Source organism: Herbiconiux sp. 320_LB (assembly GCF_059691755.1).
Genome location: NZ_JCAWAD010000003.1, coordinates 361,423 through 385,476, shown reverse-complemented (window position 1 = coordinate 385,476; position 24,054 = coordinate 361,423). Strand labels below are relative to the sequence as shown.

The 24,054-nt window shown below is 71.1% G+C and carries 21 protein-coding genes and 1 pseudogene; 17 read left to right on the top strand and 5 right to left on the bottom strand.

Going from position 1 to position 24,054, the window contains the following annotated elements:
- Positions 1-35 precede the first annotated feature (35 nt).
- The 4 genes from AC59HU_RS09715 to AC59HU_RS09700 all read right to left on the bottom strand — a co-directional run bounded on the left by AC59HU_RS09715 (position 36) and on the right by AC59HU_RS09700 (position 4,670).
- Entirely contained in the window at positions 36-293 is a 258-nt protein-coding gene (locus AC59HU_RS09715) for a hypothetical protein (protein ID WP_497223179.1), read from the bottom strand.
- Complete coding sequence (locus AC59HU_RS09710; RefSeq protein WP_497223178.1) at positions 290-1,531, bottom strand: inorganic phosphate transporter; 1,242 nt, start codon at positions 1,529-1,531, stop codon at positions 290-292. Before AC59HU_RS09710 ends, AC59HU_RS09715 begins: the two co-directional genes overlap by 4 nt.
- Positions 1,532-1,695: 164 nt before the next feature.
- A complete protein-coding gene (locus AC59HU_RS09705; protein WP_497223177.1) occupies positions 1,696-2,694 on the bottom strand; it encodes a putative endonuclease domain-containing protein in 999 nt (332 codons plus the stop codon).
- Positions 2,695-2,891: 197 nt separating this feature from the next.
- Positions 2,892-4,670 (bottom strand): glycoside hydrolase family 15 protein, encoded by a 1,779-nt coding sequence (locus AC59HU_RS09700; RefSeq protein ID WP_497223176.1) that lies wholly within the window; start codon positions 4,668-4,670, stop codon positions 2,892-2,894.
- Between the two features lie 147 nt (positions 4,671-4,817).
- On the opposite strand from AC59HU_RS09700, the gene AC59HU_RS09695 reads away from it, so the two are divergent.
- From AC59HU_RS09695 to AC59HU_RS09640, 12 genes and pseudogenes are all read left to right on the top strand, one after another.
- A complete protein-coding gene (locus tag AC59HU_RS09695; RefSeq protein ID WP_497223175.1) occupies positions 4,818-5,540 on the top strand; it encodes a M23 family metallopeptidase in 723 nt (240 codons plus the stop codon).
- Between the two features lie 168 nt (positions 5,541-5,708).
- On the top strand, positions 5,709-6,584 hold the full coding sequence (locus tag AC59HU_RS09690; RefSeq protein WP_497223174.1) for a DUF4097 family beta strand repeat-containing protein: 876 nt from the start codon (positions 5,709-5,711) through the stop codon (positions 6,582-6,584).
- Positions 6,581-7,015 (top strand): annotated as a pseudogene (locus AC59HU_RS09685) (PadR family transcriptional regulator); the annotation flags it as partial. The gene AC59HU_RS09690 and the pseudogene AC59HU_RS09685, both read left to right, overlap by 4 nt.
- 550 nt (positions 7,016-7,565) lie before the next feature.
- Entirely contained in the window at positions 7,566-8,567 is a 1,002-nt protein-coding gene (locus tag AC59HU_RS09680; protein ID WP_497223173.1) for a TerC family protein, read from the top strand.
- Between the two features lie 271 nt (positions 8,568-8,838).
- Positions 8,839-10,356, top strand: coding sequence for a 3-isopropylmalate dehydratase large subunit (leuC, locus tag AC59HU_RS09675; RefSeq protein WP_497223172.1), 1,518 nt, complete (start codon positions 8,839-8,841; stop codon positions 10,354-10,356).
- Positions 10,357-10,361: 5 nt separating this feature from the next.
- Positions 10,362-10,958, top strand: coding sequence for a 3-isopropylmalate dehydratase small subunit (gene leuD / locus AC59HU_RS09670; protein WP_497223171.1), 597 nt, complete (start codon positions 10,362-10,364; stop codon positions 10,956-10,958).
- 67 nt (positions 10,959-11,025) lie between these two features.
- Positions 11,026-12,396, top strand: a complete 1,371-nt coding sequence (gene murA, locus AC59HU_RS09665) for a UDP-N-acetylglucosamine 1-carboxyvinyltransferase (RefSeq protein WP_497223170.1) — start codon at positions 11,026-11,028, stop codon at positions 12,394-12,396.
- Between the two features lie 14 nt (positions 12,397-12,410).
- Positions 12,411-13,193 (top strand): lysophospholipid acyltransferase family protein, encoded by a 783-nt coding sequence (locus AC59HU_RS09660; RefSeq protein ID WP_497223169.1) that lies wholly within the window; start codon positions 12,411-12,413, stop codon positions 13,191-13,193.
- A gap of 62 nt (positions 13,194-13,255) precedes the next feature.
- The gene (locus AC59HU_RS09655) at positions 13,256-14,341 is read left to right on the top strand and encodes an NAD(P)H-dependent glycerol-3-phosphate dehydrogenase (protein ID WP_497223500.1); all 1,086 of its coding nucleotides are present in this window, start codon (positions 13,256-13,258) and stop codon (positions 14,339-14,341) included.
- A complete protein-coding gene (locus AC59HU_RS09650; RefSeq protein WP_497223168.1) occupies positions 14,253-15,344 on the top strand; it encodes a D-alanine--D-alanine ligase family protein in 1,092 nt (363 codons plus the stop codon). The genes AC59HU_RS09655 and AC59HU_RS09650 overlap by 89 nt, the downstream gene beginning before the upstream one ends.
- Positions 15,345-15,496: 152 nt before the next feature.
- Positions 15,497-15,982 carry a DUF3515 family protein gene (locus tag AC59HU_RS09645; RefSeq protein ID WP_497223167.1) on the top strand — a complete coding sequence of 162 codons (486 nt, stop codon included), beginning with the start codon at positions 15,497-15,499 and terminating at the stop codon, positions 15,980-15,982.
- On the top strand, positions 15,982-17,265 hold the full coding sequence (locus AC59HU_RS09640) for a thiamine-phosphate kinase (protein WP_497223166.1): 1,284 nt from the start codon (positions 15,982-15,984) through the stop codon (positions 17,263-17,265). Before AC59HU_RS09645 ends, AC59HU_RS09640 begins: the two co-directional genes overlap by 1 nt.
- A 22-nt stretch (positions 17,266-17,287) precedes the next feature.
- On the opposite strand, the gene AC59HU_RS09635 is transcribed toward AC59HU_RS09640, so the two are convergent.
- The gene (locus AC59HU_RS09635; protein ID WP_497223165.1) at positions 17,288-17,869 is read right to left on the bottom strand and encodes an RsmD family RNA methyltransferase; all 582 of its coding nucleotides are present in this window, start codon (positions 17,867-17,869) and stop codon (positions 17,288-17,290) included.
- Between the two features lie 173 nt (positions 17,870-18,042).
- Here AC59HU_RS09635 and AC59HU_RS09630 point away from each other — a divergent pair, with 173 nt between their 5' ends.
- The 5 genes from AC59HU_RS09630 to AC59HU_RS09610 all read left to right on the top strand — a co-directional run bounded on the left by AC59HU_RS09630 (position 18,043) and on the right by AC59HU_RS09610 (position 23,987).
- A complete protein-coding gene (locus AC59HU_RS09630) occupies positions 18,043-20,457 on the top strand; it encodes an ATP-dependent DNA helicase RecG (RefSeq protein ID WP_497223164.1) in 2,415 nt (804 codons plus the stop codon).
- A 184-nt stretch (positions 20,458-20,641) separates the two neighbouring features.
- Complete coding sequence (locus tag AC59HU_RS09625; protein WP_497223163.1) at positions 20,642-21,448, top strand: hypothetical protein; 807 nt, start codon at positions 20,642-20,644, stop codon at positions 21,446-21,448.
- A gap of 35 nt (positions 21,449-21,483) precedes the next feature.
- The gene (gene coaD / locus AC59HU_RS09620) at positions 21,484-21,975 is read left to right on the top strand and encodes a pantetheine-phosphate adenylyltransferase (protein ID WP_497223162.1); all 492 of its coding nucleotides are present in this window, start codon (positions 21,484-21,486) and stop codon (positions 21,973-21,975) included.
- Between the two features lie 21 nt (positions 21,976-21,996).
- The gene (locus tag AC59HU_RS09615) at positions 21,997-22,998 is read left to right on the top strand and encodes a TIGR03557 family F420-dependent LLM class oxidoreductase (protein WP_497223161.1); all 1,002 of its coding nucleotides are present in this window, start codon (positions 21,997-21,999) and stop codon (positions 22,996-22,998) included.
- Entirely contained in the window at positions 22,995-23,987 is a 993-nt protein-coding gene (locus AC59HU_RS09610; protein WP_497223160.1) for a coenzyme F420-0:L-glutamate ligase, read from the top strand. The genes AC59HU_RS09615 and AC59HU_RS09610 overlap by 4 nt, the downstream gene beginning before the upstream one ends.
- Positions 23,988-24,054 lie beyond the last annotated feature (67 nt).

The window sequence follows — 24,054 nt, the reverse complement described above, 5'->3', positions numbered from 1 at the left end:
GCTTCAGTTTACCGCGCGGCCGGCCCGCCGGGCCCTCAGGAGTGGAACTGGGGGACGATCAGATAGATGCCGTAGAGCACCGCGGCGGCGCCGATCGCGATGCAGATCCACCCGCCGACCGTGGCCGGCACCGGGCGCTCGGCCGGGGTCGAGCCGAGCGAGAGCAGCCGGAGCCCCAGGGAGTAGAACCCCACCACCGCCACGGCGGCGACGAAGGCCACCACGAACACCACCACGAACGAACCCCAGTCCACGCCGAGGAACGCACCCTCGGCCGACGTCGCCCTGATCATCTCGACTCCTTCTTCGCGGCCGCTGCCGCCTTCTCGGTCCTGTCATCGGAGGCGGCGCCGGCACCGGTCTCGTCGCTGCCGGCCTTGCTGCCGTCGGCGTCGCCGCCGCCCGCCTCGCTGCCGTCGTCCCCGTCGTCGTTCACGTTCTCGTGGGTGACCGGGTGCCGGCGGGCCAGCAGGAACAGCCCGACGCCGGCCGCCAGGGCGAGCACGATCACGATCACGAGGCCCGCCACGCTGGAGGATGCGGCCCAGGCAGCCAGCCCGCCGACCAGTGCGGCGGCGGGGAGGGTGACCAGCCAGCCGGTCGCGATCCTGCCGACGATGCCCCAGTGCACGGTGGCGAGTTTCTTGCCGAGCCCGGCCCCGACCACGGCGCCCGAGGTGACCTGCGTGGTCGACAGCGCGAAGCCCAGGTGCGACGAGATGAGGATGGTCGCGGCTGAGCTGGTCTCGGCGGCGAAGCCCTGCGGGGCGTGGATGTCGGTGATCCGCTTGCCGACCGTGCGCATGATCCGCCAGCCGCCGAGGTAGGTGCCGAGCGCGATCGAGAAGCCGCAGGCCAGGATGACCCAGAACTGCGGGCCGGAACCCGAGTCCTGGTAGCCCGCCGAGATCAGGGTGAGCGTGATCACGCCCATCGTCTTCTGCGCGTCGTTCGTGCCGTGCGCGAGGGAGACGAGCGAGGCCGACACCGTCTGACCGTGCCGGAAGCCCGCATCCGAGCCGCGCGCCTTCGCCTGTCGCGTGATGCGGTAGGCGGCATAGGTCGCGACCAGCGCCACGGCCCCGGCGACGAGGGGGGAGAGGATCGCGGGGATCAGTACGTTGGTCAGCACCACGCCGAAGTTCACGGCGTTGAACCCGGCGCCGATGATGGCGGCGCCGATCAGTCCGCCGAACAGGGCGTGCGTGGAGCTGGAGGGGAGCCCCAGGTACCACGTGGTCAGGTTCCACAGCACGGCGCCGACCAGCCCGGCGAAGATCATGATCGGCGTGATGTCGACGCCGTTCTCGCCCTCGTTGATGATGCCGCCCGAGATGGTCTTGGCGACCTCGGTCGACAGGAACGCCCCGGCCAGGTTGAGCACGGCCGAGATGGTGACGGCGACCCGCGGCTTGAGCGCGCCCGTGGCCACCGAGGTGGCCATGGCGTTCGCGGTGTCGTGGAAGCCGTTGGTGAAGTCGAAGACCAGCGCGACGACGATCACGAGCAGTACGGTGACGATCACATCCATGCCCCCTGCCTACGACCCTCCCGTCCCGCCCGCGCGCCCCCCAACATGAACACCCCCTGAACACCGCCCCAACCCGCCGCCCGCACCACCCGCTTCGCCGGTCGCCCACCCTCCCTCGCCCGTCCGAGCCCAGCACCCACCCCCACCTCGCCGAGAAGTCACTTTTACGTCCAAGACCGGGCATTTGGACGTAAAAATGACTTCTCGGCGGGGGCGGGGCGCCACCCGGCGGCGCGGAGCGCGGCCTCGACCCGTGCCACGCCCGAAGCCGGGCCCGCCCCCGGACCCATGCCGAAGCGGCGCACGCGCACGTGCCGCCAGCCCGACAGGGTGAAGGCCTCGTGACGGGTGAAGTCCTTGTCGTATTGGCGCGCATCCGTTCGATGGTGATCGCCGTCGTACTCCACGATCACGCCCCAGTCCGGGTAGACCATGTCCCCTCGGCCCAGGAACCGCCCCCGCGCGTCGGTGACGTCGACGTTCAGCACGGGCTCGGGGAGTCCTGCATCGACGAGGGCGAGCCGGAGGCGGGTCTCCTGCGCGGACTCCGCCCCATCGCGCACCCGATCGAGCGCCATCCGCAGCACCCGCACGTGGCGCCCGGGATATCGGCGTAGTGCATCCGCCAGCTCGGGGAGTGGCACGAAAGGGCGCTGCTCGATCTCTCCCTCCACCCGCGGCGTCAGGACGAGATGGTCGGCAGCCACGACGAGCTCGACAGGATGGAGGGCGGCAGCCAGCGCCATCCACGTCGAGACGGGGTCGGTGACCGAGTACCCGCGCCGGTCGACGAGCACGGCGTCGGGTGGAGACGTGTGCCCGACAGTCCCCGCGAGCCGGATGCGCGTCCCCGGTCGGCGGGTCGTGACATGCAGCGGATGCTCGCCCTCGAGCCGCCGGGGGAGAGGCACGCCCCACAGGCGCGCGGCCGTGACGTGACTGAACGCATCCTCCGGCCCGAGAAGCAGATTGAGGGCCCTCACCCGCTCCCGGAACGCGAGCTCGTCGTCATCCTGGGCCGAACTGCCCACCCGCACACCCCGGAAGGGCGCCGCCAGGTCTCGGCCACGCAGCCGCTCCCGGCCGACCCCCGCGTCCATCGCCTCGGAGGCGAGGAACGGCGCACCCTCGAACCGGGACGGGAGACTGACGACGCGGGGCATGCCCCAATCCTCACGATCCGTCTGCGCTCGACTCCTCCGTTGCCCGAATCTGTGGATGAATCCCCTCTCCACACCCATCGAGAAGTCACCTTTACGTCCAAGATCGCGGTTTTGGACGTAAAGGTGACTTCTCGGCGAAGTGGGGGTGTGGGTCCCAAGGTGGGTTGGGCGCGAGGGGGGGCCAGGGCGCCCCCGCGCTAGGGGCGGGGGGCGCGCGCCAGCGCGTCGGCCGCCCGCACGAGCGCCAGGTGCGAGAACGCCTGCGGCGTGTTGCCCGCCTGGCGCCCGCCGGCCACGTCGTACTCCTCCGACAGCAGCCCCACGTCGTTCGCGAGCCCCACGAGCCGGTCCATCAGCGTCGTCGCATCCGCCACCCGCCCCGACTTCGCGTACTGCTGCACCAGCCAGAACGAGCACGCCAGGAACGGATGCTCGGTGCCCGCGAGCCCATCGACGCCCGACGAGGTGCGGTAGCGCAGCAGCAGGCCCTCGTGCAGGAGGTCCTGCTCGATGGCTGAGACCGTACCGAGCATCCGCGGGTCGTCGGCCTCGACGAAGCCGATCTGCGACAGCAGCAGCAACGAGGCGTCGACCTCGGAGGTGCCGTAGTACTGCACGAAGGTGTTGCGCGAGGCATCGAAGCCCTGGGTCTCGATCTCCTCGCGGATGCGGTCCCGCAGTTCCGCCCACCGGTCGGCCGGCCCCTCGAGCCCGTACTCGCGCACCGCCTCGACCCCGCAAGCGAAGGCGGCCCAGATCATGGCGCGGGAGTGGGTGAAGTGCTGCTGGGGGCCACGGATCTCCCAGATCCCGTTGTCCGGCCGGTCCCAGTTCTCCTCGAGGAACCCGAGCAGCGCGCGCTGCAGAGGCCAGGAGTAGGCGTCCTCCTCGACCCCGATCCGGCGCGCCTCGCGCAGCGCGATCATCATCTCGCCGAAGATGTCGCCCTGGTACTGCGTCGCCGCACCGTTGCCGACCCGCACGGGCGAGGCGCCGTTGTATCCGGGCAGGCTCGGCACCTCGTACTCGGGCAGGTAGCGCTCGCCCGAGAGCCCGTACATGATCTGGATGTCGGCGGGGTCGCCCGCGATCGCCCGCAGCAGCCAGCGCCGCCAGTGCCCCGCCTCGTCCTCGTAGCCGTAGATCATCAGCGCCGCGAGCGTGAGCGAGGCGTCGCGGATCCAGGTGTAGCGGTAGTCCCAGTTGCGTGAACCCCCGAACTGCTCGGGCAGGCTCGTGGTCGCGGCCGCGACGATGCCGCCCGTGTCCTCGTGCGTCAGCGCGCGCAGCACCAGCAGCGAGCGCTTCACCGCATCGTGGTACGGCCCGGGCGCGGAGCTCTCGCCGGCCCACTCCCGCCACCACGCGGCGGTCGACTCCAGCTGGCGATCCACGTCCAGGGGCTCGGGCGGCCGGTGGTGCGAGGGGAACCAGGTCAGCACGATGTCGACCGTGTCGTTCTCGGCGACCGTGAAGAGCGACTCGTGGTGGTGGTTCGTGGCGCGCAGGGCGGGTCCGCGCACGATCACCGCGTCCGGCCCGGCCACGCCGACGACCGCGTTGCCGCCGTGCTCGGGTGCCTGGCGCATCCACGGCAGGGCGTCGGCGTAGCCGAAGCGCACCGCCAGCTCCTGACGCAGCTCCACCGAGCCGCTGACTCCCCGGATGCGCCGGATCACCTGGGCCCGCCGGTCTCCGTGCGGCATCACGTCGAGCACCTCGACGACGCCGGTCGAGGTCTCCCAGCGGGTGACGAGGATGAACGTGTCGTCGAGGTAGGCCCGCGTCGGCCGTGCATCCTGGTCGGTCGGCGCCACGCGCCACCGCCCGTGCTCCTCGGTGCCGAGGAGCGCGCCGAACATCGAGGCCGAGTCGAACCGCGGCATGCAGAGCCAGTCGATGCTCCCGGTGCGGCCGACCAGCGCCGCGCTGTGACAGTCGCCGATGATCGCGTAGTCCTCGATGGGAAGTGCCATGACCCGATTCTGCCCTGCCGTGCTGAGGATGCGGTGCCGCACCGCGGTCGCGGTGCCGCGTGCGCCGCGCCTGTCGTGCCACCGCGTGAGCCGCCGCCGGCCCCGCGTCGGTTGTGCTGTGATCGCAACGACAGGACAATGGATCGGATGAGGTATCAAGGCACTGTGCTCGGCGTCGTCGCCATGACGTTCGTGTTCGGTGTCTTCGTGGCCACCTCGGTGCCCGCCGCCTCCCTCACCACTCCCGACAACTTCGACGCCGACGTGCAGATCATCGCCGGCGGCTCCCAGTCGTTCGACGCGATCGAGGGCACCGGCCCGACGGTCTCGCGCGACGGCTACACGGTCAACACCCCGACGCCCACTCCGACTCCGACGCCCACCCCGAAGGCGGTCACCGCCGCGAGCCAGGGCGGCTACGGCGGTGCGCAGTGCCAGGCGGGGTCGGATGCGGCGCCCGAGGCGACCGCCTTCTCCTGGCCCTACCCCGACGGCTTCCGGATGAGCGACGGCTTCGGCCCCCGCGCCGAGGGCTTCCACAAGGGCGTCGACATGCTGAACGCCCCCGGGGTGCCCGTGCACGCGATCGCCGACGGAGTGGTCATCGCCGCCTCCGGCGACGGCGGGACCGGAGGCGTCTACCTCTCGATCGCCCACAAGGTCGCGGGCGAGGCCGTCTGCAGCATGTACATGCACTTCCAGACCGACTCGCTCACGGTCGGCGTGGGCGACGGGGTCACGGCCGGGCAGGTCATCGGTCTCACCGGGCGCACCGGCAACGCGACGACCGAGCACACGCACTTCGAGCTCTACGGCGCCGACGGGGTGCGGTACGACCCGATGCCCTTCATGACCGCGCACGCGGGCTGAGCCAGCTGACCCTCGCACGCTAGCCGCATGCACGTGCGCGTGCGGGCCGAGCCGGCTCGCGCATCCGCTCTTTCTGCTACGCGCCTTGACGGCCCCGAAAACGAGATATACCGTGTCTCTCATCGCAGACGCGATATAACGCGTTTCAGGCAGGAGAGCATCGTGGTTATGGAGAAATGGATCGTCGACGGTCCGAAGGTGATCGACCTCGAGCTCGTGCGCTCGGTCAAGATCGGCCTGATCGCCGGCCAGATCGACGTGATCGGTCACGACGAGCCGGGCGCCCGCATCGAGGTGCATTCGGTGACCGGGAAGGATCTGAAGATCTCGATCGACGGCGACCGTCTCGAGATCGACCACCCCCAGCTGCGGTGGGACAACTTCATCGAGGTCTTCAAGTCGTGGCGCGGCAACGCGCGGGTCGACATCAGCATCATGGTGCCGCGCGACGCGGCGCTGAAGTTCGGCGTGATCTCGGCCTCGGCGCTCATCTCGGGCCTGACGACGGATGCACGCATCAGCACCGTCACCGGCGACGTCGTCATCGACTCCGTGGTCGGCGACCTCGACGTCAACAGCGTCAGCGGCGAGATCTCGATCCGCGACCACACCGGGCTCGTCAGCGCGCACACCGTGTCCGGCGACATCGCAGCCTCCGGCGCCATCCGCCGGTTCTCGGCCGACGGCGTCTCGGCCGAGGTCTTCGTCGACAGCACCGGTGTGCCGAGCGACATCGAGAACAACACGGTCTCGGGCGACTTCACCGTGCGCCTCGAGTCGGAGGTGGCGGCCCGCTACAACGTCAACTCGGTCTCGGGCGTGCTGCAGCTCGGCCCGTCGACGATCAAGGGCCTGCGCGGCGGCGGCTACAACGGAACCACCGGACAGCTCGACGGCCAGTGGACCGAGTTCCGGGCCAACTCGGTCTCGGGCGACATCACCGTCGTGTTCCGCGAGCCGGCCGACGTGTCGGCGGGTGCGTCCGACACCGGCGATGGGGCCTCGGCGGGTGCGCCCGACGCCGGCGAGGGGGCACCGGCATGACCCCGGTCTTCGGCCACGGCCACCTGAGGCTGTACCTGCTGAGCCTGCTCGACGAGTCGCCCAAGCACGGCTACGAGCTGATCCAGGCGCTCTCGGAGCGCTTCGGCGGCACCTACAGCCCGAGCGCCGGCACGATCTACCCCCGGCTGGCGAAGCTCGAGGAGGAGGGGCTCGTCACCAAGACCGCCGACGGCCGCAAGACCGTCTACGCGATCACGGATGCGGGGCGCGCCGAGCTCGAGTCGCGCCGCGGCGAGCTCGACGACATCGAGGAGGAGCTGTCGGACTCGGTCCGCCGACTCGCGAACGAGGTGCGTTCGGGCGTCGACCAGGCGATGAAGAGCCTCAAGGCCGATCTGGCGTCGGCGGCTCGGGATGCACGGGGGACGGCGAAATCGTCGGCGAAAGCCGCGAAGGCGGCTGCGGCCGCCGCCGCGTCCGGGGCTTCGGGGGCGGGTGCTGCAGGGTCGGGTGCCTCAGGGCCCGGTGCCGCGGGGGCCGGGGCGGGCGCTGCGGGAGCCGGCCACGCGGACGGCGCGGGCGCATCCGGAACCGGGCCCCGTGCATCCGGAACCGGCTGGAGCCCCACCGACCGGGCGGGCTCCGCCTCGGCGCTGCGGGATGCGGATGCGGCGCTGTCGGAGTTCCGCCAGCAGCTGCGGGTCGACCTGCGGAAGGCCTCGACGGGGGCGGCGGGGCTCGACCCGGCACTCGTCGCGCGGCTGAAGCAGCAGCTGAACGAGCTGCGCGCCGACCTCCGCGAGGAGCTCGGGCGTCACTGACGTGCGCGGGTGGGTGCTTCCACGGCTGTAGCATTGCGGTTGAAGGGGAGTATCCCACCTCGCTGTCATCGTCATCACGGAGTCCGTCTGTCGGGCTCCCGGGGGCGGCGGCGATCATCCGTGCCGATCGGCGCGGTCGGTCGCGGGAGAGACTTTCAGGGCTTCGTGCTGCACGCACGCCATTTCCTGAAGGGTCTCCGTGAACGTCGAACTGCCTCTGGCCTTCGAGATCATCTCGCTCGTCGTGCTCGTGCTCGTGCTGGCCGGGGATCTGATCCTCGCCTTCAAGCGGCCGCATGTGCCCTCGATCAAGGAGGCGACCCTCTGGGTCGTGTTCTACGTGGGCCTCGCGCTGGTGTTCGCGCTGGTGATGCTGCTCGTGGCCGACGGCGAGCACGCGGGCCAGTTCCTGGCCGGCTGGCTGACGGAGTACAGCCTGTCGATCGACAACCTGTTCGTCTTCGTCATCATCATGGCGCGGTTCAACGTGCCCCGGAAATACCAGCAGGAAGCCCTGATGGTGGGCATCATCATCGCGCTGGTGCTGCGCGGCATCTTCATCGTGATCGGCGCCCAGCTGATCGAGTCGCTGAGCTTCATCTTCTACATCTTCGGGGCGTTCCTGCTGTTCACGGCCTGGCGGCAGGCCTTCGGCAACGAGGAGGAGAGCTCCGAGGACAACCGGCTGGTGAAGTTCCTGCGAAAGCGGGTCGCCATCTCGGACGACTACGACGGGGCGAAGGTCCGCACGGTGGTCGCGGGCAAGAAGATCTGGACGCCGATGATCATCGTGTTCATCGCGCTCGGCTCGACCGACCTGCTCTTCGCGCTGGACAGCATCCCGGCCATCTTCGGCATCACGCAGTCGCCGTTCATCGTGTTCACGGCGAACGTCTTCGCCCTGATGGGGCTGCGGCAGCTCTACTTCCTGCTCGGCGGGCTGCTCGACCGGCTGATCTACCTGCACTACGGGATCGCGTTCATCCTCGCGTTCATCGGGGTGAAGCTGGTGCTGCACGCGATGCACGCCAACGAGCTGCCGTTCATCAACGGCGGGCACCCGATCGAGTGGGCGCCGGAGATCGACACCTGGACCAGTCTCGCGGTCATCATCGGCTCGATGGCGGTGGCGACGATCGCCTCGCTCGTGGTGATGCGCCGCCGCGCCGTGCGTGCCGAGGTGCCCGAGCCGAGGCCCTAGCGCGCGCCCCGCTCCCGTCCCTCGCCCCCCGCCCCGCCCGCTTCGCCGAGAAGTCACATTCACGTCCACAACTCGGATCTTGGACGTAAAAGTGACTTCTCGGCGAGGTGGGGTGGGGCTCCCGGGGCGCCGGGAGGGGCGGTGGTACGATCGGGATGTGCTGTTCGGTCGGCTTCTTCTTCGGTGCCGCGACGAGTCCTAGTTCCAGGCCTCCCTCGTCGCGGAGTTTGTCGTTGGCTGACCCCCTACTCTCCGAAGGACACACGTATCCATGAGCGACACCCGCGACACCTCAGCGCCGACCGCCACCCAGGCCGACGGCATCCGCACCGACACGGGGCGCCCCCGCACCCTCGCCGAGAAGGTCTGGGACGACCATCTCGTCGTGAAGGGTGAGAACGGCAGCCCCGACCTCATCTACATCGACCTGCACCTGGTGCACGAGGTCACGAGCCCCCAGGCCTTCGACGGCCTGCGCGCCGAGGGCCGCCCGGTGCGCCGGCTCGACCTGACGATCGCCACCGAAGACCACAACACCCCCACGCTCGCGATCGACAAGCCGATCGCCGACCTGACCAGCCGCACCCAGATCGACACCCTGCGCACCAACGCCAAGGAGTTTGGCGTACGCCTGCACTCCCTGGGCGACGTCGAGCAGGGAATCGTGCACGTCGTCGGCCCGCAGCTGGGCCTGACCATGCCCGGCATCACGGTCGTCTGCGGCGATTCGCACACCTCCACCCACGGCGCGTTCGGCGCGATGGCCTTCGGTATCGGCACGAGCGAGGTCGAGCACGTGCTCGCCACGCAGACCCTGCCGCTCAAGCCCTTCAAGACCATGGCGATCACGGTCGAGGGCACGCTGCGCCCGGGCGTCACGGCGAAGGACATCATCCTCGCCGTCATCGCCAAGATCGGCACCGGCGGCGGCCAGGGCTACGTGCTGGAGTACCGCGGCAGCGCCATCCGCTCGCTCTCCATGGAGGGCCGGATGACGATCTGCAACATGTCGATCGAGGCCGGCGCCCGCGCGGGCATGGTCGCGCCCGACCAGATCACCTTCGACTACCTCGAGGGCCGTCCGCACGCTCCCGTCGGCGACGACTGGGATGCGGCGGTGCAGTACTGGAAGACCCTGCAGACCGACGACGACGCGGTCTTCGACGCCGAGGTCTTCCTCGACGCCGACACCCTCGAACCCTTCGTCACCTGGGGCACCAACCCCGGCCAGGGCGCCTCGCTCAGCGACACCGTGCCCGACCCCTCGACGATCGTCGACCCGAACGAGCGGGCCTCCGCCGAGCGGGCGCTGGAGTACATGGACCTGAAGGCCGGCACCCCGCTGAAGGAGATCCCGGTCGACGCGGTGTTCATGGGCTCCTGCACCAACAGCCGCATCGAAGACCTCCGCGCCTTCGCGAGCGTGATCAAGGGCCAGAAGAAGGCCGACAACGTGCGCGTCATGGTCGTCCCAGGCAGCGCGCGCGTGCGCATCGAGGCCGAGGCCGAGGGCATCGACAAGATCGTCGAGGAGTTCGGCGCCGAGTGGCGCTTCGCGGGCTGCTCGATGTGTCTGGGCATGAACCCCGACCAGCTCGCACCGGGCGAGCGCTGCGCCAGCACCTCCAACCGCAACTTCGAGGGCCGGCAGGGCAAGGGTGGTCGTACGCACCTCGTGTCGCCCTTGGTGGCCGCCGCCACCGCCATCCGGGGCACGCTGAGCAGCGTCTCCGACCTGACGACGGTCGCGGCGCCCCACGCGACCACGACCGAGACCGTGGAGGTCTGAGAACCATGGACAAGATCGACATCATCTCCGGCGTCGCGGTTCCGCTGAAGCGCGCCAACGTCGACACTGACCAGATCATCCCGGCCGTCTACCTCAAGCGCGTCACCAAGACCGGCTTCGAGGACGCGTTGTTCGCCGGCTGGCGCAACGACCCCGATTTCGTGCTCAACCAGCCCGCCTTCCAGAACCCCCGGGTGCTGGTCGCGGGCCCCGACTTCGGCACCGGCTCCAGCCGCGAGCACGCCGTCTGGGCGCTCCGCGACTTCGGCTTCCAGGCGGTCCTCGCGCCGCGGTTCGGCGACATCTTCCGCGGCAACTCCGGCAAGCAGGGCCTGCTCACCGGGCAGGTCTCCGAGCACGAGGTCGAGCAGCTCTGGGCAGCCATCGAGGCGCAGCCCGGGGTGTCGATCACGGTCGACCTGGTCGAGCGAACCGCCGTACTCGGCGACCTCACGGTTCCGTTCCAGATCGACGATTACACTCGGTGGAGGCTGCTCGAAGGTCTCGACGACATCGGGCTGACGCTCCGCGACGAAGCGGCGATCACGGAATTCGAGAGCCGCCGGGAGAGTTGGAGACCTCGAACTCTTCCCGTCAGATAGCGGGGGCCGCCACCACAACCGGCGGTCACGCAAGAGAAATCGTCAAACAGACAGTGCAGGTGAATCAGTGAACAGTCTCGTACAGGATGCGCGGAAGGCAGCCGAGCGGGTCGGGCTCAAGTCCGACACGATCGTCATCAACGGCGGCCGGCCGCTCCGGGGCACGATCGACGTGCGCGGGGCCAAGAACCTCGTCACCAAGGCGATGGTCGCCTCCCTCCTCGGAGACACCACCAGCACCCTGCGGGACGTGCCGGACATCAGCGACGTGCACGTCGTGGCCAGCCTGCTCGAGATCCACGGGGTCAAGATCACCGGCTCCGCCGCGACCGGTGTTCTCCAGCTCGACCCGGCCGACGTGGCCAGCGCGAAGAGCGCCGAGATCGACGCGCTCTCCGGCTCCAGCCGCATCCCGATCCTGTTCTGCGGCCCGCTGCTGCACCGTCTGGGTCACGCCTTCATCCCGGACCTCGGCGGCTGCCGCATCGGCGACCGGCCGATCGACTTCCACCTGGATGCGCTGCGCGCGTTCGGCGCCGTCGTCGACAAGCTGCCCAGCGGCATCAACATCACGGCCCCCAACGGTCTCCGCGGCGCGAACATCGAGCTGCCCTACCCGAGCGTCGGCGCGACCGAGCAGGTGCTGCTCACCGGCGTGCGCGCCCTCGGCACCACCGAGCTGAAGAACGCGGCGATCGAGCCCGAGATCATGGATCTCATCGCCGTGCTGCAGAAGATGGGCGCGATCATCTCGGTCGAGCCGAACCGCACCATCTTCATCGAGGGCGTCGAGAGCCTCAAGGGCTACGACCACCGCGCGCTGTTCGACCGCAACGAGGCCGCCTCCTGGGCCTCGGCCGCGCTCGCGACCGGCGGATCCATCTTCACCACGGGCGCCAAGCAGTCCGAGATGATGACCTTCCTCAACGTCTTCCGCAAGATCGGCGGCGCGTTCGACATCGAGGAGGAGGGCATCCGCTTCTACCACCCCGGTGGCGACCTCAAGCCCGTCGTCATCGAGACCGACGTGCACCCCGGCTTCATGACCGACTGGCAGCAGCCGCTGATCGTCGCGCTGACCCAGGCGCAGGGCACCTCGATCGTGCACGAGACCGTCTACGAGAACCGCTTCGGTTTCACGGATGCGCTGATCAAGATGGGCGCGAACATCGAGGTGCACAAAGACGGCCTGGCCGACCCGAACCGCCGCGTGCCCCGCCGCGCCCTCGAGCAGGCCGCGGTCATCACCGGCCCCACCACCCTGCACGGCGCCGAGCTCGAGGTCCCCGACCTCCGTGGCGGCTTCAGCCACCTGATCGCGGCTTTGGTCGCCAACGGTCGCTCCTCGGTGAGCAACGTCGGGCTGATCGCCCGTGGCTACGGCGACTTCGTCGGCAAGCTGGAGAAGCTGGGCGCCGACTTCTACTTCGCGGAGTAGGAGCGGGCGGGTAGATGGCGGCAGAGACGGTGCCGCGGCCGGTCGCGCCGCGCTCGGAGCGGATCCTCGCGTTCCGCGTGATGGCGTTCATCGCGATCCCGTGGCTCACGCTCGCCGTGAAGCTCCGGATGCACGACACCGGAAACCTGCCGAAGACCGGTCCGTTCGTCCTCAGCCCCAACCACTACAGCAACATCGATCCGTTGATCATGGGCTGGGCGGTGTGGAAGCTGGGGCGGGCGCCCCGGTTCTTGGCCAAGGCCTCGCTGTTCCGCGTGCCGGTGGTGGGCTTCGCCCTGCGCCGGAGCGGCCAGATCCCCGTCGATCGCGCGGGGGCCGGCCGCGGCAACCAGCCGTTCTCGGCGGCCAACGACCTCGTCGAGCACCAGCGCGGCGTGATCGTCTACCCCGAGGGCACGCTCACCCGCGACCCCGACCTGTGGCCGATGCGCGGCAAGACGGGCGCGGTGCGGCTCGCGCTCGAGCACGGGATCCCGCTGATCCCGGCCGCGCACTGGGGCACCCAGGCGCTGCTGCCGCGGTACTCGAACCGGATCAGCGTCTTCCCGCGCAAGACGATCGACATCCGCTTCGGCGAGCCGGTCGATCTCGACGACCTCCGTGGGCTCCCGCTCGATCAGAAGGTGCTCACCGAGGCCACCGCCCGGTTGATGGCCGCCATCACGGCCCTGCTCGAGTCGCTCCGCGGCGAGACGGCACCCGCGGAGCGCTGGAACCCCGCCCAGCACAACCAGACCGAGTTCGGGCGTCTCGAACCGGGCAGCGAGCTGCTGTGAGCAGACCGAACCCGCGCGCCTCAACGCGCGCCGCATCCGTTCGCCCGCGCCCGCGGGTCGCCGTGCTGGGCGCCGGCAGCTGGGGCACGACCTTCTCGAAGGTGCTCGCCGACGGCGGCTCCGACGTCACGATGTGGGCCCGCCGGCCCGAGCTCGCGCGCGAGATCAGCGAGGCCAAGCGCAACAGCGACTACCTGCCGGGCGTCAACCTCCCGCGCACCGTGACGGCGACGCCCGATGTCGGGGCGGCGCTGGCCGACGCACAGTTCGTCTTCGTCTCCGTCCCGAGCCAGTCGCTGCGCGGCAACCTCGAGCAGATCGCCACCCTCATCCCGGACGGCGTGCCCGTGGTGAGCCTGATGAAGGGCGTCGAGAAGAGCACCGGGCTCCGGATGAGCCAGGTGCTCGAGTCGGTGCTCGGCATCGACCCGGCGCGGATCGCGGTGGCCTCGGGCCCGAACCTGGCGCTGGAGATCGCGAAGGAGCAGCCGACGGCGGCCGTCGTCTCCTCGATCGACCTGGAGACCGCCGAGCGGGTCGCGATGATCGCGCGCAACCGGTACTTCCGCTCGTTCGTCAACACCGACGTCATCGGTACCGAGTTCGGCGGAGTGCTGAAGAACCTCATCGCGGTGGCCATCGGCATCGTGGACGGGGTGGGCTACGGCGAGAACACGAAGGCCTCGATCATCACGCGCGGACTCGCCGAGATGACCGATTTCGCGGTGGCCTACGGCGGGCATCCGGAGACCCTCTCGGGGCTCGCCGGACTCGGCGACCTGATCGCCACGAGCGGCTCGCCGCTCTCGCGCAACAACACGGCCGGGCGCCTGCTCGGCCAGGGCTACAGCTTCGCCGACGTGGTGAAGTCGATGCAGCAGACCGCAGAGGGGCTGGCTTCGGTGGCCCCCGTGCTCGAGCTCGCGGCGGCGAAGGGCGTGGACATGCCCATCTGCCGTCAGGTCGCCGAAGTGCTGGCCGGTACGCTCGATCCGAAAGACATAGCACCCCACCTGACCACCGACGACGAGTCGGGACCTCAGGGCGAAAGGACTCTCGATGCCAGGCAAGATCACGGTGGTGGTGCTTTTCGGAGGTCGCTCCAGCGAGCATTCGATCAGCTGCGCCACGGCCGGCGGGGTGCTTGAGGCGATCGACCGGTCGCGCTTCGACGTGATCCCCGTCGGGATCACGCGCGAGGGTGCGTTCGTGCTCGTGGAGGACGACCCCTCCGCGTTCCGTCTCGACCCCACGGCGCTGCCCGAGGTGCGCGACAACGGCACCCGCGTGCTCTGGCCCTCGTCGACGGCGTCGCGCGAACTCCGCGTCGTGCCGGCCGACGGCGGGGCCGCCCGGTCGCTCGGCGAGGTCGACGTGGTGTTCCCGATCCTGCACGGCCCGTTCGGGGAGGACGGCACGGTGCAAGGGCTGCTCGAGCTCGTCGGCCTGCCGTACGTCGGCTCGGGCGTGCTCGCGTCGGCGCTCGGGATGGACAAGCACTTCACCAAGACCGTGCTCGCGGCCGCCGGTATCGCGGTCGCTCCGTGGGTGACCGTGACGGCGCGCGAGTGGTCCTCGAACCCCGAGGCCGTCGAGAAGGCCGCCGCCGCGCTGCCGCTCCCGCTCTTCGTGAAGCCGGCGCGGGCCGGGTCGTCGGTGGGGGTGAGCAAGGTCTCGACCCTCTCCGAGCTCGGTGCGGCGGTCGAGGTGGCCCTTCGCGAAGATTCGCGCGTGCTGATCGAGCAGGGCATCCCGGGCCGCGAGGTCGAGTGCGGTGTGCTCGGCGGGCACGACGGCGGAGCCCCTCGGGTCTCGGTCGCGGGCGAGATCGTGATGACCGGCCGCGAGTTCTACGACTTCGACGCCAAGTACCTCGACGCGCCGGGCGTCGACCTGGTCTGCCCGGCCGCGCTCACCGACGAGGAGCTGGCCGAGATGCAGGCGATCGCCGCCCGGGCCTTCACCGCCATCGACGGGGCGGGGCTCGCGCGGGTCGACTTCTTCCTCACCGCGGACGGGTTCGTGGTCAACGAGATCAACACGATGCCCGGATTCACGCCGATCTCGATGTTCCCCAAGTGCTGGATCGCGACCGGCGTGAGCTACCCCGAGATCATCGACGAGCTCATCGCCCTCGCGCTGGAGGGGTGATGGGGGTCGGTCAGGGGGTGACGGGGGTGCGTGGCCTAGGGCGCGGTGGAGGTCTTGGGCACGATCGTGGTCGTGGTCCTGGTGTCGAGCGTGGTCGCGGTCTTGAGCGTGGTCTCGGTCGCGGCAGCAGCCGCCTCAGCGGCCGGCGTCTCGTGGCGCTGACGCTGGCGGCGTCGGCGACCCTCGCCCTGCTGAGCGGATGCGCCGGCGCGGTCACCCTCGACCCGGCTCCGGCGGCGACCGACCCGACGTGCGCCGACGTCATCGTGCGGCTCCCCGACAGCGTCGCCGACGTCGACCGGCGCGAGACGGATGCGCAGGGCACCGGTGCGTGGGGCGATCCCGCGGCGGTCCTGCTGCGCTGCGGGGTCGAGCCCTACGGCCCGACGACCCTCCCGTGCGACAACGTCAATGGTGTCGACTGGATCCGGGACGACTCGGCCGCCCCGACCTATACCTTCACGACCTTCGGGCGCGTGCCCGCGGTGCAGGTGGTCGTCGACTCCGACGCGGTCTCGGGCACCTCGGCGCTCGTGGATCTCGGCAACGCCGTCGCCGCCATCCCGCAGACCACGGCGTGCCTCGACGCCGACGACGTGCTCGGCACCCCGACGCCGACGCCCGTCGCGGGGGGCTGATGTCCGAGCGCCCGGACGGCCCGGACACGCAGGGCACGCCGACGCCGATCAGCGTCGGAACCGCGGCGGCTGATGGCACTGCTGCGGGGAGCGCACCGCCGGTCCCGACGCTCGGGGGGATCGGCGAGGGCGCCACCCTGCGGCAGATCTTCCCGCGGCTTCCGCACGCCGACGCCGAACTGCTGGGGCCGGGCGACGACGCCGCGGTCGTGCGGGCGCCGGACGGCCGGTTCGTCGTGACGACGGACATGATGATCCACGGGCCCGACTTCCGCTCGGCGTGGTCGACGCCCCACGACCTCGGCTGGAAGGCGGCGATGTCGAACCTCGCCGACGTCGCCGCGATGGGCGCCCGGCCGACCGCGCTCGTCGTCGCGATCGCGGCCCCCCTCGACACACCGGTCGACACCCTGCTCGGCATCGCCGACGGCTTCCGTGACGCCTGCGCCCTGGCGGCTCCCGGATGCGGAGTCGTCGGCGGCGACCTCTCAGTCTCACCGGCCCTCACCCTCGCGGTCACCGCTTTCGGCGATCTGGAGGGGCGCGAGCCCGTGACGCGATCCGGCGCCCGTCCGGGAGACGTGCTGGCGGTCTCCGGGGACCTGGGTCGGGCGGGTGCGGGGCTCTGGCTCCTCTTCCGCGACGGAGTGACGCCGGCCGACCCGGTCGAGCGTCACGACCCGGGGGAGCCGGCAGATCCCGGCGACTCGGCGGAGTCGAGCGACCATTCCGGGGCGGCTGACCGGCGCGACCGTGATGTGGCGGTCGACCGGGGAGCTCCGGGAATGCCGCACGAGCCGGGGGAGCCGGACCGCGCGCGTGCTGCGGCCACGCGGGGCGCGCATCCGGAGCTCGTCGACGCCCAGCTCGCACCGGTGTCGCCGATCGCCTCGGGGATCGTCGCCGCGCTGCGCGGCGCGACCGCCATGCTCGACGTGTCGGACGGGCTCGTGCTCGACGCCCGGCGCATCGCCGAGGCCAGCGGACAGGTGCTGCGTCTGGATCCCGGGGCGATCGATGGTGAGGCCGAGGCGCTTCGCGCGGTGGATCCCGTGGTCGGCGACCGAGCGGCCCGGTTCGTGCTGGCCGGGGGAGAGGACCACGCGCTGCTGGCGACCTTCCCCGCCGGTAGGGCGCTGCCGGCCGGGTTCCGCCCGCTCGGCACCGTGCTCCCGCTCGCCGCGGCGCCGGACGGCCACCCGGACGCCCTCGTCGGCGACCACACCTTCGACTCGCGTGGAGGCTGGGACCCCTACGCCGACTGGGACGGCCACGCCGGCTGACAGTCGGGCGGGCGTGCCGGCGTTAGGAGCGGGTCGACCAGTGCAGGACGGTCTCGCCGTAGGCCTTCGTGCGATCGGCCACGAGCGCGGCCGGATAGTGCGGGGCGGGCGAGCGCGAACTGCGCTCGACCAGCACCGTCGCGTCGGCGGCGAGGTGCGGCACGAGCGCGGCCAGGGTCTCGGCGAGCTCGTCGTCGGGCAGGTCGTACGGCGGATCGAGGAAGACGACGTCGAACCCGGTGGCCGCGTGCACCGGCGCCGAGCGCAGGTAGGCCTGCACCGCCTGCACCACGACCTCGACCCGGGGCCGGGCGGCGCCGCGCGGAACAGCCGCCGTCACGATCGTGGCGTTCTGTCGGGCGATCTTCGCCGCCGCCGCGTTCTTCTCGACCAGCACCGCGGAGGCCGCGCCCCGGCTGATCGCCTCGAGGGCCAGCGCTCCGGAGCCCGCGTAGAGGTCGAGCACGTGCGTCTCCTCGAGACCTCCGCGCGACTCGAGCGCCGAGAAGATCGCCTCGCGCACGCGATCGCTCGTCGGCCTGGTTCCGGCCCGGGGCACGGCGAGGGTGAGCGATCCGGCGAAGCCGGCGATGATGCGGGTCACGCCCGAAACCCTACCGCGCGAGGTCCGGTCCGCCCGGCGGGGGCGGCGTCGGGGGTGCTGCCGTGCCCGGCCGGGGCGGCGTCGGGGGCGCTGCCGCGCGCGATCGGAGCGGCGCCGGGGGTGCTGCCGCGCCCGGCCGGAGCGGCGTCGGTGGCGCCGCCTAGGATGGTCGCATGAGCGGAACCGCGGCCACAGCGCGCCCCGCCGACGCCCTCGACGCGAAGCTCGACGGCATCCTCGGCGGGCGCACGGCCGGTGCGTTCCAGAAGGCCTTCGGCATCCGCACGGTCGCCGACCTGCTGAGCCACTACCCGCGCCGGTACGCCCGACGCGGCGAGCTGACCGCGATCGACATGCTGCCGCTGAACGAGACCGTCACGATCGTGGCCGAGGTCCGCGATGTGCGCGAGCGGCAGATGCGGGCCCGGCGCGGCACCATCCTCGAGGTCTCGATCTCCGACGGCAAGGGCTTCATCTCGCTCACCTTCTTCAACCAGGCCTGGCGGGCCCGCGATCTCCGGCCGGGCGTGCGCGGCATGTTCACCGGCAAGGTCTCCGACTACCGAGGGGCCCTGCAGCTCGCCCACCCCGACTACCAGCTCTTCGACGCCGCAGGCGCCGGGGCCCCGGGTGAGGCCGACGCCGCCGCCGACGGCCTCTCCGCCCTCGACGACTCCGAGGCCCGGCGCTGGGCCGAGATGCCGATCCCGATCTACCCGGCGACCTCCACCCTCGCCAGCTGGCAGATCGCCAACTCGGTCGAGCTCGTCCTCGACGGCCTCCACGACGCCATCCCCGACCCCGTCCCCGACGAGGTGCGCGAGGAGCGCCGGCTGCTCACCGCCCAGCGCGCCTACGAGCTGATCCATCGTCCGCAGAAGGACGCGGACTTCATGCGAGCCCGCGAGACCCTCCGATTCCACGAGGCGCTGATCCTGCAGACCGCGCTGGTCGCCCAGCGGAGCGCCGCGCACGCCGTCAAGACGACCCCGCGCATCTCGAAGCCCGGCGGCTACCTGGAGCGCTTCGACGCCGCGCTGCCGTTCCGGCTCACGGCCGACCAGAGTGTGGTCGGCGGCGAGATCGCCCGCGACCTGGCCGCCGAGGTGCCGATGATGCGGCTGCTGCAGGGCGAGGTCGGTTCGGGCAAGACCCTCGTCGCGGTGCGGGCCATGCTCGCGGTCGCCGACTCCGGCGGCCAGTCGGCCCTGCTCGCCCCGACCGAGGTGCTGGCGGTGCAGCACCTCCGCTCGATCGTGAAGGTGCTCGGCCCCGACCTCGCGGCCGAGCTGATGCCGACGCTGCACACCGGGCAGCTCTCCACCGCCGAGCGCAAGAAGGCGCTGCTGCGGATGGTGTCGGGCCAGGCGAAACTCGTCATCGGCACGCACGCGCTCCTGACCGACACGGTGCAGTTCTACGATCTCGGCCTCGTGGTGGTCGACGAGCAGCACCGCTTCGGCGTCGAGCAGCGCGACACCCTGCGGCAGAAAGGCGCGACCCCGCCGCACCTGCTCGTGATGACGGCGACCCCCATCCCGCGCACCGTCGCGATGACCGTGTTCGGCGACCTCGACGTCTCGACGATCACCCAGCTGCCCGAGGGCCGGCAGGGCATCCAGAGCTTCAGCGTGCCGCTCGCCGAGAAGCCCGGCTGGGCCGGCCGCATCTGGCAGCGCACCGCCGAAGAGCTCGCGCAGGGCCGTCAGGCCTTCGTGGTGTGCCCCGCCATCGATCCCGCCGACGACTCCGGCGACGGGCTCGACGATCCGGACGCGGAGGAGACTCCCGCCGCGAAGGGCGGGGCGAAGAAGTCGGCATCCGCCACGTCGGCACGGTCTGCCCAGGCCGGCCCTTCTGCCCAGTCCGGCCCTTCTGCCCAGTCCGGCCCTTCTGCCCAGTCCGGCCCTTCTGCCCAGCCCGGCCCATCCGCCCAGTCCGGCCCGTCTGCCCAGTCCGGCCCGCCGGCCCCGGCGAAGGCCAACGTCGTCGACACCCTGCGCCACCTGCGTGCCGAGCCGATGCTCGCCGGTCGCCGCATCGAGGCCCTGCACGGGCGCATGCCCAGCGAGGAGAAAGACGCGGTGATGCGCGCCTTCGCCGCCCGCGAGATCGACGTGCTCGTCGCCACCACGGTGATCGAGGTCGGGGTCGACGTGCCCAACGCCTCGACCATGGTCATCCTCGACGCCGACCGCTTCGGGGTCAGCCAGCTGCACCAGCTGCGCGGGCGGGTCGGCCGTGGCGGAGTGCCCGGCATCTGCCTGCTCGTCACCAACGCCGAGGCCGACTCTCTGGCCCGGCAGCGCGTCGACGCCGTCGCCGAGACGCTCGACGGCTTCGCGCTCGCCGAGATCGACCTCGAACTGCGCCGGGAGGGCGACGTGCTCGGCAGCGTGCAATCCGGCGGCCGGTCGTCGCTGAGGCTGCTGCGGGTGGTGAAAGACGCCGACGTGATCCAGGATGCGCGGGGTGTCGCCGTCGAGATCGTGCGCGACGATCCCGGCCTCACCGCGCATCCGGCTCTCGCCGAGGCGCTCGAACGGCGGCTCCGCGAATCCGAGCGGGAGTTCCTCGCCAAGAACTGAGCGCTGGCCCCCGGCCGCGAACCGTACGCGGGCTCGGGCCCTCGGCCGCGAACCGAACGCGGGCTCGGGCCCGAAAACCGACCCCGGCCTTCGCCGTTGCGCAACCCCGCTCCGGAATCCGCTCGGGCCATTGAAATTCCGGCCCCGCAGGCGCACAGTGGAATCCAGCGGAGACGAGGTGGCCATGTTCACGAGATCCAGACTCAGCAGTGCCGAGGGTGCCGAAGCGGGCGCACGGTTGTTCCGACACGACGCGATGCCCGTGCTCTCGGCCGGGCGGCATCGCTCCCCACGCTCGGGCGCCTGCTTCATGGAGTTCGCCTCCTACCTCGCCGGTGAGAAGTGGAGCGACCATCCCGCGTGCACCCACCCCGGCGTCGCCCAGCTCGCGCGGGCGGTCAACGACATGACGACCGACCATGGCCGCGGCCGGCTGGCACCGCTCATCCCCTCGGTCATCGGGCTGAACACCGACGACGAGCGGCTCGAGTTGGTCGTGGCGATCACCGCCGTCTCGGCGGCCCTGCCAGCAGCCCCGCTCGACCGGCAGCACGCACTCGCCGTGGGAGCGCTGGTGTGCCGCGAGGCCCTGCGCGAATCCGGCGGCACGGCCGACCTCGGCATCGATGTCGAGGCCCCGCTCGAGCAAGCTCTCGCGGATGCGCCCGAGGCGGCGCGCTGGGCGACCGCGTTCCTGGAGAAGAACGCCCGCTGGCAGCGGGGCACGATCACCAGCCGGCAGACGCACGCGACGATCGCGCTCGCGGTCGACGGGGTGCGCTCGGCCTGCGCCCCGCATCCGGACGACCGTCTGCACGCCCTGCTCGTCGAGACGATCGCGCTCGCCGAGCGGTTCGTGGCGGCCTCGGACGCGGCCACAGCAGCGACAGCAGCAGCGGCAGCGGCCGAGCCGGCGCAGCGGGAATCGGCGGTCTCGGAAGCCGCACAAGACCCTGCCCCCACCCCTCGTGACATGGTGCGACTTCTGTAACGTGCCCTTAATGCGGCGTTGATAGCCTGGACGGCATGAGCAGTGTCGCCGTGGTTCCCGGTTCCTTCGATCCCATCACCCTGGGTCACATCGACGTCATCGAACGGGCGGCGACGATCTTCGACGAGGTGCACGTGGTCGTGGTGCACAACCCCGACAAGCACGCCCTCATCCCGATCGCCCACCGTGTCGCTCTGATCGAGAGGTCGCTCGAGGAGCGCGGCATCCCGGACGCCCGCATCGTGATCAACTCCTGGAGCGTGGGCCTCCTGGTCGACTACTGCACCGACGTCGGGGCGACGGCGATCGTCAAGGGAATCCGCTCGCAGGTCGACGTGGCCTACGAGACACCGATGGCGATCGTGAACCGCAACCTGGCCGGCGTCGAGACGATCTTCCTGCTGCCGGATCCCGCCCACGCCCACGTCTCGAGCTCGCTCGTGCGCCAGGTGTCGGCGCTCGGCGGAGACGTGGCGCCGTACGTACCGGCGGTGGTGGCAGACTTCTTGAAGCACACCACCGACTGAGCCCCTCGGAGGCACCACCGCATGACGCAGATTCCGATCGGCTACGCGGCGATGCTCGAGCAGTTCGCGCCCCGCGAGGCGGTCGACCTCGCGGTGCACGCCGAGAGCCGGGGGTTCACGGGGGTGATGGCCTCGGACCACTTCCAGCCCTGGGTGCCGCGCCAGGGGCAGTCCTCCTTCGTCTGGAACGTGCTCACCGCCCTCGGCGAACGCACGACCGGCGACTTCGGCCCGGGCGTCACCACGCCGAGCTACCGCTGGCACCCGGCCATGGTCGCCCAGGCCTCGGCGACGACCGCCGCGATGTACCCCGGCCGGCACTGGCTGGGCCTCGGCTCGGGCGAGGCGCTCAACGAGCACGTCATCGGCGGCTACTGGCCCGAGGCGCCCGAGCGCATCAACCGGATGTTCGAGGCCGTCGACATCATCACCAAGCTGTTCAGCGCCTCTCTCGCGGGCAAGGATCTGAAGCACTCCGGCCCGTTCTTCAAGGTCGAGTCGACCCGGCTCTGGACCATGCCCGAGGAGCCGCCGCTCGTTTTCGTCGCGACCGCGGGCCCGGTCACGGCCAAGCGCGCCGGCCGCACCGTCGACGGGCTGATCACCGTGGGCGCGCCGCTGGACAAGATCGCCGGGCTCTTCGCCCGCTTCGCCGACGGAGCCCGCGAGGTGGGCAAGGATCCGAGCCGGATGCCGAAGGTGCTGCAGCTGCACCTGTCCTGGGCGCCGACCGAGGAGGAGGCGATGGCGAACGCGATCACCGAGTGGCCGAACGGCGGCATGCGCTTCCCGAAGGCCGACATCCGGAGCCCGTTCGAGTTCGAACAGATCGCCAAGATGGTGCGCCCCGCCGACTTCGACGGGCGGCTGATGATCTCCAGCGATCCGGATGCGCACCGCGCCTACATCCAGCGCTACGCCGATCTCGGCTTCGACAAGATCTACCTGCACAACGTCGGTCGCAACCAGCGCGAGTGGATCGACGTCTTCGGGCGCGACGTGCTGCCGAAGCTGCACCGGTGACCGGGGTGGATCAGGCGGGCGGAATGGAGCGGGCGAGCGGAGTGGATGCGGTGAGCGGAGTTGACCCGGTGAGCGGGGGCGATCCGGGCGCCGGGCCGGCCGAGCCCGGTCGCGGGATCAGTGAGGTGCGGGTGGTCGCGTTCGGCGGACTGCCCGAGATCGCGCCTGGCGACGACCTCGTCTCCGCCATCGGCGACGCGCTCGAGGGGGCGGGGCTCGTGCCGCTCGACGGCGACGTGCTGGTCGTGACCAGCAAGATCATCTCGAAGGCGGAGGGACGGATCGTCGCCGCGACCGACCGGGAGGACGCCATCACCGCCGAGACCGTCCGGGTCGTGGCCTCGCGAGTGCACCCCGGGGGAGTCACGCGGATCGTCGAGAACCGCCAGGGGATCGTGCAGGCGGCCGCGGGTGTCGACGCCAGCAACACGCCTGACGGGACCGTGCTGCTGCTGCCCGAGGATCCGGACGCCTCGGCCCGGGCGCTTGCATCCGGCCTCCGCGCGCGGTTCGGGGCGCTGCTCGGCGTCATCGTCTCGGACACGCTCGGCCGGCCCTGGCGCGAGGGTCAGATCGATCAGGCGATCGGAGCGGCCGGCGTGCTCGTGCTCGACGACCTGCGGGGCAGCCGCGACAGCTTCGGCCATGAGCTGGTCGTGACCCAGGCGGCGGTCGGCGACGAGCTGGCCTCGGCGGGCGACCTGGTCAAGGGCAAGGCGAGCGGGATGCCGGTCGCGCTCGTGCGCGGCTTCGCGCACGCGGTGGTCGAGTCGCTCGACACCCCCGCGCGGGCGCTGACGCGCACCGGGCCGACGGACATGTTCCGGCTCGGGACGGACGAGGCGCTGGCCGAGGGCCGGGCCGCCGGGTACGCCGAGGGGTACGACGCCGGGTTCGCGGCCGGGTACGCGGCCGGGCTCGCGGCAGCGGCCGCTACCGCTGCCGGGCGGGCGGAGGGCGGTCTCGGGGTGGGCTCACCGTCGGAATGAGAATCGGGGGGTGCGAGTCGAATACGTCGATTGACCCCCCGATTCTCCTTCCGTTCGGACGGCTCTC